The following is a 13395-nucleotide window of genomic DNA, read 5'->3' on the forward strand; positions in this document are numbered from 1 at the left end:
GGTTCACGCAGAGAGGATTGGCGACGACTTTAAGGGCTGCTAGAGTTCGGCGATTTGAGCAAACCACACAGTGTTAAAGTCGACTGGAGCGATGTAATGAGCGAACTGAACGTTAGCCTCTGCCAAGGTTCGGCGATCACCCCCCATTTGCCAGCGCTTGCCCGTCTTCGCATTCAGGTATTTCGCGATTTTCCCTACCTCTACGATGGCGAACTGAGCTACGAATCGGAGTATTTAGGTCGCTATGCAGAAAACCCGAATAGCCTATTCGTACTGGCCTTCGACGGAGGAAGTCTGGTGGGGGCAGCCACCGGACAACCTCTTCAGGATGAAGTCGACGAATTCCGCCACCCGTTTGAGGCCAACGGCATCAATCCCGAGCGCGTTTTCTACTATGGTGAATCCGTGCTGCTTCACACCTACCGTGGCTGTGGAACGGGTAAACGCTTTTTGGCCGAACGAGAAGCCCACGCCAAGCGACAGGGATTTGATATAGTGGCTTTTTGTGCGGTAGAGCGACCAGCAGATCATCCCGCTAAACCTGCGGACTACCAGCCGCTTCACGGTTTCTGGAACGCCCATGGTTACCAGCGCCATGGCGAGCTAGCCACCACTTTCGCTTGGCGAGATATTGGCGAACAGGTGGAAAGCCATAAGCCAATGGTGTTTTGGCTGAAGACACTCAGCTAGGCAATCACTCTCTTAGTGGGTTTACGCCCACTCAAGCAGTGGTCGGGTTCGCTCATGCATATCCAACCGCGCGCCCAAACGCACCAGATTCCAGTAGTGGCCGTTCAGCGCCCGGGAGAGCAGCAGCGTGTCGGCGGGGGGCTGCAGGCGATCCATCGCCGCCCACACTTTAGGCGTTAGCTCGCGCAGACGGCGGTGCACCCGCACATCGCTGAAATCCTGCTCCCCCGGTTCAAATAACGGAGCTATACATTCTGCAGACTCTCGATAGAGTGCCAGCGGCGCCCCCTGCCCCTGGCGCCCGCCCATTTGCATCAGCGCCTCATCCATCCCCATGGGATCATGTTTCAGCGTGGCATCAAGTAGTTGCATCATTGCTTTCAAGCGCGTATCAGGTACGGCAATCACCGCGCCCAAGTCGTAAATCACCAGCCGCCCCTGGGCATCGGCGGCAAAATTGCCCGCATGAGGGTCGGCGTGGAGCTCGCCGTAGGTAAACAGCTCTTGGGTTATCCAGTCAGCCAGCGTTTGGGCAATGCCCTGGCGCGTCCCGTCATGTGCCTCGGCTAATTCGCGCAATGGCGTTCCATCCACGTAGCGCATCGCCAGCACATGGGGGCCGGAGAGCGCTGGTAGCGGCTCGGGAATCACCAACCGTGGATCATTCTTATAGCGCTCACGGTAACGGGCCAGTGCAGCGGCTTCGGCGTGGTAATCCAGTTCCCCACGCAGGCTTTCGGCAAGCTCTTCAAATAGAGCGTCCAAGCGCGCCTGGGGCACTTTAAACCAGCGTCCTAAGCGCATAATGCGCCGCACCTGGATCAAATCGCTCTCCAGCACCTCGGCAAGGCCGGGATACTGCACCTTGAGCACGACCGTTTCGCCCTCATGGGTGGTCGCGCGGTGAACCTGCCCCATGGAGGCGCTGGCAAAGGGGCGCTCCTCGACTTCACTGAAGTAGTGGTCAATATCGCCATACTGCTGAACCAGCGCTTCACGAATTTTTGGCCACGGCATCGGCTCGGCCTGACGCTGCAGGCGGGCAAGCTCCTCGGCGAGATCAGGCGGCAGCAGGTCGTCCCACTGGGACATAATTTGAGCAAGCTTCATGGCCGGGCCTTTCAGCTCTGAAAGCCCCTCAAACAGGGCTTCGCCCAGGGCGCGCCAATCCGCCTGGCCGCCCAAGCGGGTTTTCAGCAACGCTCCACCGGTGCGTGCGCCCAAGCCCATTAAACGCCTTGTTCTGCCGCGATCACGCATTTGCTGTCTCTCCTGGTTACTCAATTCACCACTTAACAAAGTCTATTTATCTATACAAAATATATACAGTAAAAATATTTTGGAAATATTTAGCATCACTATACATCCCGCTGCGATGCCTTGCTCTATATAGATTCAATGTCTCTGCTACCATAGGCGCCATTAAAGGATACGATGAAGGCTTCGCTGCTATGCGCCTGATAATTGCCGAAAAACCCAGCCTCGCCCAAGCCATTGCCGAGGCGTTACCGGGCACTAGCAAACGCCAGGAGGGCGCGGTGCTATGTGGCGACACCACGGTCACCTGGTGCCTGGGGCACCTGTTAGAGCAAGCGCCACCGGAAGCCTACGACCCCGCCGATAAACAGTGGCGGCTTGACCGGCTCCCCATCGTGCCGCAACAGTGGAAGCTGATGCCTCGCCCCAAGGCGCGTGGCCAACTTGCGGTGATTCGCAAGCTGATCAAACAGGCCACTGATGTGGTTCACGCGGGAGACCCTGACCGCGAAGGCCAACTGCTGGTGCAGGAAGTGATCGAGTACATGAAGTATCGCGGCCCGGTGCAGCGGCTGCTGATCAGCGATCTCAACAAGCCTGCAGTAAGCCGCGCGCTGGCCAAGCTGCGCTCCAACACTGACTACCAGCCACTGTTTAAGGCAGCCCAGGCCCGCTCCCGGGCCGACTGGCTGTATGGCATTAATCTAACCCGCGCCTGGACGCTCACTGGCCGTCAGGCAGGCCACGACGGCGTGCTTTCAGTTGGCCGCGTGCAAACCCCGGTACTGGGTTTAATCGTGCGCCGCGACAACGCTATTCGCGATTTCGTGCCCCACCCGTTTTATCCGCTATGGGTCGACTTAAAGGTTGCCCAAGGCCAATTACGCGCCTGGTGGGCGCCCAAAGAGCACCAACCATTAGATGACCAAGGCCGCTTAATTGACCGCACCCCGGCTGATGCTTTAGCGGCTCAATTACCCGGCGCTTCCGGGCAACTGACCAAGCTCGACCAGCAGGAGAAACGCCAGGCCCCGCCGCTGCCCTACTCGCTCTCTGCACTTCAGGTAGACGCCGCCCGCCGCCACGGGCTTTCGGCGCAGATGGTGCTGGATATTTGCCAACGGCTTTACGAGCGGCACAAGCTGATTACCTACCCGCGTTCCGACTGCCGTTACCTGCCCGAAGAGCATCTACAGCTTGCCCAGCGTAGCCTCACCGGAGCCTGTCAAAACGATAAGACGCTACAACAGTGGCTCAATGGCGCAGACTTTACCCTGCGCTCCAAGGCGTGGAACGATAAGCAGGTCGGTGCCCACCACGCCATTGCGCCCACCGGCAAACCTGCCGATTTTGGTCAGCTTTCCGACACCGAGGGCCACGTATTTCGGCTGATCGTGCGCAACGTAATGGCGCAGTTCTATCGCCCACTGCGCACTTTTGAGGTAAAAGCCGAGTTTACCCTGCTTAATGAAGCCTTCCGCGCCCGTGGCCAGAGCATTCTCGACCCCGGCTGGAAACCGCTTTTTACTACCCGCGATGAAACCCCACCGCTGCCGCCACTTACCCAAGGCGAAGCCTGCCAAGCGTTAAGCGCAGGCGTGGAAGAGAAAGAGACCCGACCGCCGGAACCCTTCACTGACGCCAGCCTGATCAAGGCGATGATGAACATCGGCCGCTACGTGGACGACCCAGAGGTACGCCGCACCCTGCGCGACACCGATGGGCTGGGCACCGAAGCCACCCGCGCAGGCATTATCGAAACCCTGGTTCAGCGCGGCTATCTAGTGCGCCAGCAAAAAGCCCTGCGCGCCACCAAACTGGGAAGCGCCCTGATCGCCGCCCTGCCCAGCGCCGTGAGCACGCCTGAACGCACCGCGCTATGGGAACAGCGCCTGCGGGCGATTGCCGAACAGCAGGACGACCCCGGCGCCTTTCAGCAGGCGCTGCTGGATGATCTGCGCGGATTACTCACCCACAGCGATGCAGGAAAGCTCAGGCAGAGCCTGCAGAGCGCCCAGGGAGAGGCCGGTAGCCCGCCGAAACGCACGGGTAAGCCGAGAAAGAGCTATGCGAGAAGGAAAAGCCCCAGTGGAAGAAAGAAGGCTTCCAACAAATAATAATTATACCGTCTGGATGTAGTTGCCAGACTAAAAAAAGGCGGGGCCCTGCCAGAGGCCTTAACTCTCTGTTCATTCATGCCCTCTAGGTTTTGCATTCGGCTCTCTTCAAATATCAGTATTATCTTCGTCATCGCTCAAATACGAGGACTTTTTCTTGCTGATTGAATCGGAAAAGAAAGGCACCACATAAAGCACCATCCAGGCCAGCAGCGTACACAGAACTGCCGTCTGCTCGCGTCCTAGGCCTACGGCTATGCCAATCCCCGCCGTCAACCAAACCCCTGCCGCCGTGGTAAGCCCTGACGTACCTTTTTCATCTTTACGGGTGATGATAGTGCCGGCACACAGAAAACCGATGCCAGCAATAACGCCTTGGATGACCCGGCTCATCTCTGAATCAGAAATACCCGTTTGCTGAGGGATAAATATAAAGACAGCAGACCCCATGCAAACCAGCATATGGGTGCGTATTCCAGCGGCCTTGCCCCTCTGCTCTCGCTCGAGCCCCAATAGACCGCCCAGAACAGCCGCCAACAGCAACCGAACCACCACAATGACGAATTCACTCAGATCATTAAAATCCGAAAATTCGGATATTACAGTATTAATAATAACTTCCATCGTTCGTTCCTATGACTGCCAAACCGACAGCCCTTAAATACCATGAGTCGAGAAACAGCATTACTCTCTTGCAGTAAGGCGAACACCAGTCATGCAGCAGAGGCCCCGTTAACCAGGTCAGCAAGAGAGTAGCTCGTTATTAAAGTTCGCAAGATAACGGTATAAAAATCCCAGTTTTCAACTCGTCAACGTACATAGCCCTCCCGGCACCGCCAACACCCAATCACGGATAGCCTGGATCGTCGTTTCATACTGTCGGCGTTCAGGATAAACAAGAAAGAACGGCTTACCTTCAAGCTCCGGGCCGAAAGGTTGCACCAAGCGCCCCTCCTCCAACTCATCCATAATCAACTGACGACTCATCAGCGCTACGCCCTGTTCGCCTACGGCGGCAGAAATAGCGTGGGTTTCGTCGGAAAATACCAGCCCGGCCCTTACGTCCAGCCCAGGCACCTCGGCCTTTTTCTGCCACGTAGCCCAATCCATTGGTGATGATATGGCCCCCTGACTGCTGAAGTGAATCAATGAATGCGATGGTAGCTGCGTTACCTCACGCAAACCAAGGTGTGGGCTACAGGTCGGGATAAAGGTGTTATCAAAGAGTTTCTCCGCTACCAACCCGGGCCACCGGCCATCGCCATAACGAATGGCGATGTCTGCCGTTACCCCATCCAGCGGAACCGACTCATGCGAAGCATGAATACGCAGATCAATATCGGGATGGGAATCGCGCAGCATACACACCCAGGGCAGCAGCCAGCGCACCGCGACAGCCGGCGTTGTAGAAAGCGTGACGGTTTGGCGAGTAGGCACAGCGCTCAGTCGCTCGACGACACTGCTGATGCTATCAAAGGCAGTTTCCAACACCTGCTGCAGCTCGCGGCCTTGAGGTGTCAGCTCCAGTTGACGAGGTTTACGCAAAAACAGCGAAACGCCCAGCGCCTCTTCGAGTCCTCGGATTTGGTGACTAATGGCCGTGGCAGTCACCGACAGCTCCTGTGCAGCCTGCTTGGCGCTCTCATGCCGGGCAGCCGCTTCAAAAGCGCGAAGCGATGAAAGAGAGGGTAATCGGCGATGGTTCATGAATGAGATTTACTCATCTATTGCTGCAAGAAAAGATCGTTTGTTTAGGCTGAAAGGCTCGGACTAAGCTAAGCCTGTTGTTAATCATAGATGAGTTCAACTCAGATTAGGAGGCTACCATGACACATATTCTGCATATAGACGCTAGTGCCCGACCCGGCATTGCTGGAACAGATAACCACGGCTCACATAGCCGCCATCTAACCTATCAGTTTGTCAGTCAGTGGCAATCAGGCCGCCCGCAAGATACGGTCACCTATCGCGACATAGGGCAAAACCCGCCATCGATCATCAACCACGACTGGATTGCGTCTGCCTTTACCCCCGAAGAACGGCTTGAACCCTGGATGAAGGAGGCGCTAGCAGAAAGCGATCAATTGGTTGATGAGTTAATTGCCGCTGATATTGTGGTGATCGGCACGCCACTATATAACTTTGGCATGCCAGCCGCCCTTAAAGCATGGATTGATCAAGTGGTTCGGGCCGGCAGAACAGTGGAGTTCGATGACTCCAACCCGATAGACCCTTACGTACCCAAGCTCATAGACCGAGAAAGGCATGCCGTTGTGCTCGCAGCCAGAGGCGGCGTAAATATGTCGCCTGGCGAAGAAATGGCCCATATGAACCATCTGGAACCACACTTGGCCACAGCACTAGGATTTATGGGTATTACCCGCCTTCACTACATTGCTATCGAAGGCCAGGAAGTAGGTGGTGAGCTACTGGCCGCATCCGTTGTCGAGGCGGTCAGTCAAGTTAAAGCTCTGATTGATGAACTGCAGGTGGCATTCCAGGAGGCTCCAATATCTGAGCCAGCCTAAACGCTAAGTGAACAACCAGCACCACAAGTACGGAGATCGCTAATGAAGGATATCCGTACCTTTCACAACTATTTAGCGCTAGTCGCCAGTCGCGCACCTAAAGCCACAAACAGAGCGCCTAGGCTTCTATCCATCCATAAACCAACGCGGGGCTTGCTCTTCAGAAAAGCACCCAGCTTAGCTCCAGCCAGTACCAAAGGGGGCTCTATCACCGCGGCAACCGCGATAATCAAGCTGCCATGCAATAAAAGTTGAGCTTCGGCAGGGCCTGCGCCTTCCACGATAAATTGTGGCAAAAATGCCAGGAAGAATACGGCCACTTTGGGGTTTAGCGCGGACACCAGCATGCCCTGCCAATAAACCGAGGATAGCCGCTTGGGGCTCTGCTTTTCTGCTGCAATAAATTGATCGCCCCGTGAGAGCAGCATTTTAACGCCCAGCCATATCAGATAGGCCGCCCCTACCCATTTAACAATCGAAAATGCCAATGCGGAGGTAGCCAGAATAGCCGAAAGACCAACCGCGGCCATCGCTACATGCAGCGCCGCTCCTGTCCAAATCCCAAACATAGCGGCAAACCCTTGCCGACGCCCACTACGTAATGTTTGCCCCAGGATGTAGGCAATATCCGGCCCTGGCGAAAGATTCAGAAGCACCGCCGCGGAAAGAAATGTCATCCAATGTAATAGCGAGTAGTCAAACACTGTTGTTTTCCTTAATTACTTAGTGCCTCGTTAATAAAATCCCCCTTCGCAGCCGTGTAGGCTTCTCGGTCTGACGGAAACTCTTTTGCCCACAGATGCTTCTTTCTCTCATACCGTTGCGCCAGTTTAGTATCAACACGCAGTTTATTGCGAAAAGTCAGCCTACGGTGCCACTCCTCGCTGCCATACACCATAAGATGCAGATGATGCGTCCTACGCCCCTCTGCCCATCGCATTAACCAGCGCCGCCCCACCAAAGAAGCGTTGTACTCCATGGATGTGGCATATTTAGCCCGGCACAACGGCTCCAATAACTCATCGGCCCGGGATATTGAGTCAACGCCGGCCAGGATATCGATGATCGGCTTGGCCGATAGACCAGGAACAGCGGTACTTCCGATATGTTCAATGGCTAAAAACTCACCAGGAAATAAATCTAACAGCCTCCCTCGCTCCTGCTCAAATAGCATTGGCCAAGCCGGATCATATGGAAATAGCGCGACCTCTTCATGGATCGCTCGACTTAAGGATTCCGTTTCATCCATGGCTAAGGCTTTACTGTATCGCAAATTGTTGCCGATGCCTCATCTGATAACAGTGGCGGCATGGGGCAATCGAGAATATCTGCCATCGCGCGAAACAGCTCGGCTTCGGCAGGCAGAATGCGTCCGCTATGCTCAATACAGCGCGCCATTGCCTGCAACAGGGCAGGCTTATGCAAAGGCTTTAAGCGCCGCAAACGCTCAACTGCCAGACTAAGCGCACGCATATCACTTATATCGTCAGTGGCCGTTAATGAGAACGGCAGCCCACGCTCAGCTGCGTTAAGCGCGGCGCCTACCTCAACTGAGTCATCCTGCCCCGCAGTGGCCAGCACCGTCAGTAGCAGCTGACACTCCCGCTGCAGATCGTTTAACTTAAGGTTAGCGGGCCCACTGCCATGCTGGCCTAAGTTACTCAACAACAGCTGATATAGCGTCCACTCAAACAGAGTGACCTGGCCATCCGCCTCGATCAGCCGTTCCATACAGAGGCGAAAGTGCTGGGCCTGCTCCATCGAGAGCGACCGTAACGCCGGCAGCACCAAATCAATCAGTGGCAAGCGTAACTGTACATCTAGCCGCAGCATTTCAGGGCCATACTCCATCAGCGCACGATAAACATCTGGCAATGCAACTTGCTGCAACGCCTTGAGCTGTTGCTTACGCATTGTCTTATCCTGGCTGAGCAGTAGCGAATAGACCAAAGCACGGGCGGCATAGGGCTCATGGGCGGCAGTTTTTATCCGCTCAGGCAGCGCATCTAGCGTCGCTCTAGCTTGGGCAAGATGGCGCTGATCCGGCTGGCCCATGGTGTTAATGGCCGTTTGTGCAGAGACTCCGGTTAACACAGCCGCCATTGCTCCCGGTTCAGTTCCTGGCCGCACATCGTCGTACTCTGGTTCTGGTGCGTCACTCTCGGCTTGCTGAGTGGGCAAAGTGGCGTCGAAACGGCCATCCCAATCGGGCATGACCCGCTTGATACGGTCTTTAATTGGTGGATGGGTGGCCATCATTTGGCTAAACCCCAGCCGCACGCCTTGACCGAAGAACAGGTGGCTAAATTCCGCTGCCTGTGTCGCTTGCAGGTAAGAGCCCTGGGAGTGCGAGCCGATTTTAACCAACGCGTTGCCAATCCCCTGAGGGTTGCGGGTAAATTGCACCGCAGAGGCATCCGCCAAGTATTCACGCTGCCGGCTGACTGCCGATTTGATCAAATTGCCAAAAAAGGTACCCGCGTAGCCGATCAGCATGAGTACCGCCCCCAGCGCTAAAACAACAGCGCCTGAGTTGTCGCGCTTTCCACCGCCGACCCGCCGAAAGCGCATACTGCGTAGCAATGTACCGCCCAATAATCCAATGATGAGGATGCCATGCAGTATGCTGATCAGGCGCATATTCAGCCGCATGTCGCCATGCAGAATATGGCTAAACTCGTGGGCTACAACGCCCTGCAGCTCATCCCGCGTCAGGTGACGGATCGTGCCACGGGTAATCCCGATCACGGCATCATTGGTTTGATAACCGGCTGCGAAGGCATTGATGCTCTCCTCCTCCAGCACATAAACGGAGGGCACTGGCGTTCCAGAGGCAATCGCCATCTCTTCAACCACATTGAGAATGCGCCGCTCATCAGCATCGCGGGTATTAAGATTAATTTCGCGGCCACCCAGGGCTTCTGCCACTACCCGGCCACCACGCTTTAGTTGACTGCGTTTGAATAGTCCACCCAACACCACGACAGCCAGCACCGCAATCGCAACGCCAATGACCAGTTCAATCGAGAGAGCCGACCACAACCCCGGAGTAGGAAGGTTGGTTTGTGTCGCGGATTGCTCCCCCATCAGATGAAGGGCTATGGCAATCGCCAGCGTCGTAACAACAATCAGGGCGAGTACTGCCAGTACCATCAAGACAACCAGACGCCCGGTTTTACGCCGAGCGTTATCCTGCGCGGTAAAAAAATCCATGTCGCGTTTTCCCTGAGCTTAGAACGACACCTTCGGCGCCACTTGAATCTGGGCGCTGTCTTCAAACTCTAACAAAGAAGCATCCTGACCGTGGCCGAACATGCCAGCCACTGCTACCGGGGGGAAGCTCTGCCGATAGGTGTTGTATTGCATCACCGCATCATTATATGACTGCCGCGCAAAGGCCACCTTGTTTTCAGTGCTGGTTAGCTCTTCTGACAATTGCTGCATATTTTGCGAGGCTTTTAAATCTGGGTAGGCTTCCATGACCACGTTAAGCCGCCCCATCGCCTGTGTCAGCGCACCCTCTGCGCCACCCAGGTCTGCCATCGCTTTGGCACTGCCGGGGTTTGCCGCGGCCGCTTTTAGCCCAGCGGCGGCGGTATTACGCGCCTCAATTACCAACTGCAGCGTCTCCCGCTCATGACTGAGATAGCCTTTAGCAGTTTCGACAAGGTTAGGAATCAGGTCATGCCGCCGTTTAAGTTGCACTTCAATCTGGGCAAAGGCGTTCTCAAAGCGATTTTTCAACGATACAAGACGGTTGTAGACACCGATGACGTAAAAGACAACAACGGCGATGATCGCCACGATGATGATAAGAGTGAGCAGCATGGTTCTTCCTTATAGCAGGCATTCGTCAGTAAAAAAGCCGGTTTATGGCAAGCTAGATGGCGAGAAGCTAGCCAGTGAAAAAGTAGCCAACAAGTTCAATATCGGACGTTAATACGTCACTTTGCAAGCTTACTGCCAACCACTAATGACGTTAGCTTTACAAAAAAAGTGCTTTCGCTTCCACTCCTTGAAAAAAACGGCGTTGGCATAGCAGACTAGAACCAGAACAGCTTTAACGGACAAAACAGTCTATTAGATAAAGCTTTAAAGAAACCAGCCCACACGTCAATAACTGGTGCACGAACACGGCGCGGAAGTCATTTGGGATTTGGCCCATTCTGCAGGTTCACTGCCTATCGACCTTAACGGCTGCGGCGCTCGCTATGCGGTGGGCTGTACTTACAAATACCTAAACGGCGGCCCCGGCGCGCCAGCTTTCTTATACGTGCATAGCAATTACCAAAACAAGGGATGGCAACCGCTCTCTGGCTGGCACGGCCATGCATCGCCCTTCGCTTTTGAAGCTGATTACACCCCAGCGGGCGATATTTCCCGCTTTCGTACTGGCACACATTCGGCATTAGCCTACACCGCCTTGGAAGCCTCGCTCGCCCTATGGAGCGAAGTGGATATGCAAGCGCTGCGAGAAAAAAGCCTGGCAATGAGCAACCTGTTCCGAGAGTGTTTGAGCGATATTTTCACTGCTCATAATATTGACGATATAACCCCAGCAGCCAGCGAACGCGGCAGCCAGGTATCACTTGTGGACAGCCAAAACGGCTACGCTATCGTTCAGGCGTTGATTGCCCGTGGCGTAATCGGCGACTACCGAGAGCCCGGCCTAATGCGCTTTGGTTTTACCCCGCTGTATCTTAGCTTTGAAGATGTTTGGCTGGCAGCCCAGCACTTCCGCGAGGTAATGGAAAGCGGCGAGTACCAAGATCCACAGTTTCACGTGTGTGACGCGGTTACCTAAAGGGTACGTTATGACTGAAACACCACTGAAGCTCTCCTATCGCCAGCAGGCCCACGATTTCATCGCTGCATTGAAGGCTAACAATGTCCAAGTCGAACTAGTGGATATGTCTAACTGCGATCACTTTGATGTGCTAGATGCTTTATAAACATGGAAGAGATAAGTAGCCGTAGTAAATACCCCACTGGCCAGCTCGCTTCGAATGCGCGCTTACCGATGGCAGGGCGGGATTGGTAAGGTTGTCTTGTTACGTATCCACTGAGAGCATCATTCGCATCATGCCAAGCTAAATGCTTAATGAGCTTACCAAGTCTCATCCGCGCCCGGTGGCCCCATATCGATCTGCATATCAGGCGCTATATCCACTACGCCTTTGACCTTTCTCAGCCGTTCCGCCGTGGCATCGTCTGCCGAGCCGGTAATACAGCCGATCTCCTCCAACACCTCCTGGATGGTTAATCCTTCAGCGCTTAGGCGCGTGGCCATTTCGTTTATCGGTTGGTCGCTGGAAATAGTGATCAACCATAGCGCTACCGTTGGCATCTGGCATGTCTCCATAGTAAGTGCACTGGGCGGCCTGAAAGGAGCGCCTGCCCAGCGCGCGTCGTCCAACCTCAGGGGGCTTGCACCAACCCTGCTCCCACGCCGGATTCCGGTGATGGCAGCTCTTGCACCGAAGCCACCAACTGCTCCCACAGCTTCACTCCACGCAATGAAGCATCTGATTGTGCCCACAGAGCCGCGCAGCCTGCCACGTGTGGCGCCGCCATGCTGGTGCCACTGATCGTTTTATGGCGAGTGGGCCGGGGCCAGGAAGAAAAGATATCGCGCCCAGGCGCGGCAATCTCAATCTTGCCATGATTGGAAAAGTTGGAGGGCTTCAGGTTCGGGTCTAGGGACGCCACCGACATCACAGTAGGCGAGTTGGCAGGTGCCCCTGTAATGGTTGCTGCATTGCCCGACGCAGCGATAACGAGGCACCCATTCCGCAGAGCGGCTTCACCTGCATGGGTGTAAGCGGCCTGCACGGGGCTCTGGCTGCCAAGGGACATAGAGATCACTTCGCACCGGTTGGCGATGGCCCAGTTCAGGCCAGCGAGCACACCCGCCCCGGTACTGCTGCCCGAGTTGGTCAGTACCTTGCCGACGAAGACCTGAGCTTCGTACGCGACCCCGTATCGGGGCGTGTTGCCGCCGGGGGTTTGGGGCCCACAGGCCGTGCCGATACAGTGCGTGCCGTGCCCGTTGATATCCTGAACCGGCTCCTCGACGAAGGAGCGGGTAACAAACTCCCTGCCAGCGAAATCCGGATGACCAAGATCCATCCCGGTATCCAGCACGGCAACTTTAATGCCAGCGCCACTCCAACGGCTTTGCGGCACCTTGCACTGAGCCAGCCCCCAAGTCACCTCAGGCGCTTCCGTCTCACGCGATTCTTCGCGCTCGTCACTATCAAGTTCAACACCGAGGTCGCGTGCGATAGTACTCGCTGCGCGCAAAAAGCCCCGCAGGTAGTCGGCATTTCTAGAATCAGAGTTTTTAGCATCAGGATTTTTAAAATCAGAGCTTTCAGAAAACGCAAAATACTCGGGCTCAATAATTTCTATCGGGCTTTCCGCTGAAATCTTGTCAAAAACACTCATCCCGTGCTGCTCTAAGGCGTCACCGCCAACCAGCGCGACACCCAGCTCCGGGAACACCAACGCCTCAGCATCCCCAGTGTCTTCCAGGCTGACGGCCTGATCGGTGAAGTCTCGGGCATCGGCCACCCGAAAGTTCTGAGCCTTTAGCGCCTGGATGCCCTCTTCTACTCTTCCCTCACGGTAGCTGATAAGAAAGCGCCCCGTTTCAAGGCAGCTACCGCCACGCTCCAGCGCTGCCAGCAGGAGTTTCTCGGTGCTGCAGGAAACCGAGTTAAGTGAACCGCTCAGGCCAGGCGACTTGCTACCGCTGCCATTACCTTTAGGTGTTTTAGCCATCGTAGATCCCTTTTCGTTTG

14 protein-coding genes are annotated in these 13395 nt (G+C 55.4%); 5 read left to right on the forward strand and 9 right to left on the reverse strand.

Annotated features, from left to right (window positions below):
• Nucleotides 1-96: 96 nt before the first annotated feature.
• On the forward strand, nucleotides 97-690 hold the full coding sequence (locus QT231_RS17075; RefSeq protein WP_308338039.1) for a GNAT family N-acetyltransferase: 594 nt from the start codon (nucleotides 97-99) through the stop codon (nucleotides 688-690).
• Between the two features lie 21 nt (nucleotides 691-711).
• Here the strand turns inward: QT231_RS17075 and QT231_RS17080 are convergent, their stop codons facing one another.
• Complete coding sequence (locus tag QT231_RS17080) at nucleotides 712-1950, reverse strand: AarF/ABC1/UbiB kinase family protein (protein ID WP_308338040.1); 1239 nt, start codon at nucleotides 1948-1950, stop codon at nucleotides 712-714.
• Between the two features lie 191 nt (nucleotides 1951-2141).
• Between QT231_RS17080 and QT231_RS17085 the strand changes: the two genes are divergently transcribed.
• Nucleotides 2142-4064: a DNA topoisomerase III gene (locus QT231_RS17085; protein ID WP_308338041.1), complete on the forward strand. Its 1923-nt coding sequence runs from the start codon at nucleotides 2142-2144 to the stop codon at nucleotides 4062-4064.
• A gap of 108 nt (nucleotides 4065-4172) precedes the next feature.
• Here the strand turns inward: QT231_RS17085 and QT231_RS17090 are convergent, their stop codons facing one another.
• Both QT231_RS17090 and QT231_RS17095 read right to left on the reverse strand, forming a co-directional pair.
• The gene (locus tag QT231_RS17090) at nucleotides 4173-4688 is read right to left on the reverse strand and encodes an MgtC/SapB family protein (RefSeq protein WP_308338042.1); all 516 of its coding nucleotides are present in this window, start codon (nucleotides 4686-4688) and stop codon (nucleotides 4173-4175) included.
• A 177-nt stretch (nucleotides 4689-4865) separates the two neighbouring features.
• Nucleotides 4866-5771: a LysR substrate-binding domain-containing protein gene (locus QT231_RS17095; protein WP_308338043.1), complete on the reverse strand. Its 906-nt coding sequence runs from the start codon at nucleotides 5769-5771 to the stop codon at nucleotides 4866-4868.
• A gap of 119 nt (nucleotides 5772-5890) precedes the next feature.
• Here QT231_RS17095 and QT231_RS17100 point away from each other — a divergent pair, with 119 nt between their 5' ends.
• The gene (locus QT231_RS17100; protein WP_308338044.1) at nucleotides 5891-6592 is read left to right on the forward strand and encodes an NAD(P)H-dependent oxidoreductase; all 702 of its coding nucleotides are present in this window, start codon (nucleotides 5891-5893) and stop codon (nucleotides 6590-6592) included.
• A 68-nt stretch (nucleotides 6593-6660) separates the two neighbouring features.
• On the opposite strand, the gene QT231_RS17105 is transcribed toward QT231_RS17100, so the two are convergent.
• The 4 genes from QT231_RS17105 to QT231_RS17120 are packed head-to-tail and all read right to left on the reverse strand — an operon-like array spanning nucleotide 6661 to nucleotide 10420.
• Entirely contained in the window at nucleotides 6661-7296 is a 636-nt protein-coding gene (locus QT231_RS17105) for a LysE family translocator (RefSeq protein ID WP_308338045.1), read from the reverse strand.
• 11 nt (nucleotides 7297-7307) lie between these two features.
• Complete coding sequence (locus QT231_RS17110; protein ID WP_308338046.1) at nucleotides 7308-7841, reverse strand: GrpB family protein; 534 nt, start codon at nucleotides 7839-7841, stop codon at nucleotides 7308-7310.
• Nucleotides 7842-7843: 2 nt separating this feature from the next.
• On the reverse strand, nucleotides 7844-9805 hold the full coding sequence (locus tag QT231_RS17115) for a M48 family metallopeptidase (RefSeq protein ID WP_308338047.1): 1962 nt from the start codon (nucleotides 9803-9805) through the stop codon (nucleotides 7844-7846).
• Nucleotides 9806-9823: 18 nt separating this feature from the next.
• The gene (locus tag QT231_RS17120; RefSeq protein ID WP_308338048.1) at nucleotides 9824-10420 is read right to left on the reverse strand and encodes a LemA family protein; all 597 of its coding nucleotides are present in this window, start codon (nucleotides 10418-10420) and stop codon (nucleotides 9824-9826) included.
• A gap of 295 nt (nucleotides 10421-10715) precedes the next feature.
• Between QT231_RS17120 and QT231_RS17125 the strand changes: the two genes are divergently transcribed.
• Together QT231_RS17125 and QT231_RS17130 are read left to right on the forward strand one after the other, a co-directional pair.
• A complete protein-coding gene (locus QT231_RS17125; RefSeq protein ID WP_308338049.1) occupies nucleotides 10716-11396 on the forward strand; it encodes an aminotransferase class V-fold PLP-dependent enzyme in 681 nt (226 codons plus the stop codon).
• A 10-nt stretch (nucleotides 11397-11406) separates the two neighbouring features.
• Nucleotides 11407-11544, forward strand: a complete 138-nt coding sequence (locus QT231_RS17130; protein WP_308338050.1) for a hypothetical protein — start codon at nucleotides 11407-11409, stop codon at nucleotides 11542-11544.
• Nucleotides 11545-11699: 155 nt separating this feature from the next.
• Here QT231_RS17130 and QT231_RS17135 read toward each other — a convergent pair whose 3' ends face one another.
• Both QT231_RS17135 and QT231_RS17140 read right to left on the reverse strand, forming a co-directional pair.
• Nucleotides 11700-11939, reverse strand: coding sequence for a hypothetical protein (locus tag QT231_RS17135; RefSeq protein WP_308338051.1), 240 nt, complete (start codon nucleotides 11937-11939; stop codon nucleotides 11700-11702).
• A 71-nt stretch (nucleotides 11940-12010) separates the two neighbouring features.
• Nucleotides 12011-13375 carry a S8 family serine peptidase gene (locus tag QT231_RS17140; protein WP_308338052.1) on the reverse strand — a complete coding sequence of 455 codons (1365 nt, stop codon included), beginning with the start codon at nucleotides 13373-13375 and terminating at the stop codon, nucleotides 12011-12013.
• Between the last annotated feature and the right edge of the window lie 20 nt (nucleotides 13376-13395).

It is taken from the genome of Halomonas sp. SpR1 (assembly GCF_031010175.1).
Classification (GTDB): Bacteria; Pseudomonadota; Gammaproteobacteria; order Pseudomonadales; family Halomonadaceae; genus Vreelandella.

What these genes read in the sequence shown, in the direction of transcription:
- QT231_RS17075 (WP_308338039.1), top strand. Translation starts at nt 97, where the DNA reads ATGAGCGAACTGAACGTTAGCCTCTGCCAAGGTTCGGCGATCACCCCC.
- QT231_RS17140 (WP_308338052.1), bottom strand. Translation starts at nt 13,375, where the DNA reads ATGGCTAAAACACCTAAAGGTAATGGCAGCGGTAGCAAGTCGCCTGGC.
- QT231_RS17120 (WP_308338048.1), bottom strand. Translation starts at nt 10,420, where the DNA reads ATGCTGCTCACTCTTATCATCATCGTGGCGATCATCGCCGTTGTTGTC.
- QT231_RS17115 (WP_308338047.1), bottom strand. Translation starts at nt 9,805, where the DNA reads ATGGATTTTTTTACCGCGCAGGATAACGCTCGGCGTAAAACCGGGCGT.
- QT231_RS17130 (WP_308338050.1), top strand. Translation starts at nt 11,407, where the DNA reads ATGACTGAAACACCACTGAAGCTCTCCTATCGCCAGCAGGCCCACGAT.
- QT231_RS17085 (WP_308338041.1), top strand. Translation starts at nt 2,142, where the DNA reads ATGCGCCTGATAATTGCCGAAAAACCCAGCCTCGCCCAAGCCATTGCC.
- QT231_RS17100 (WP_308338044.1), top strand. Translation starts at nt 5,891, where the DNA reads ATGACACATATTCTGCATATAGACGCTAGTGCCCGACCCGGCATTGCT.
- QT231_RS17090 (WP_308338042.1), bottom strand. Translation starts at nt 4,688, where the DNA reads ATGGAAGTTATTATTAATACTGTAATATCCGAATTTTCGGATTTTAAT.
- QT231_RS17095 (WP_308338043.1), bottom strand. Translation starts at nt 5,771, where the DNA reads ATGAACCATCGCCGATTACCCTCTCTTTCATCGCTTCGCGCTTTTGAA.
- QT231_RS17110 (WP_308338046.1), bottom strand. Translation starts at nt 7,841, where the DNA reads ATGGATGAAACGGAATCCTTAAGTCGAGCGATCCATGAAGAGGTCGCG.
- QT231_RS17135 (WP_308338051.1), bottom strand. Translation starts at nt 11,939, where the DNA reads ATGCCAACGGTAGCGCTATGGTTGATCACTATTTCCAGCGACCAACCG.
- QT231_RS17080 (WP_308338040.1), bottom strand. Translation starts at nt 1,950, where the DNA reads ATGCGTGATCGCGGCAGAACAAGGCGTTTAATGGGCTTGGGCGCACGC.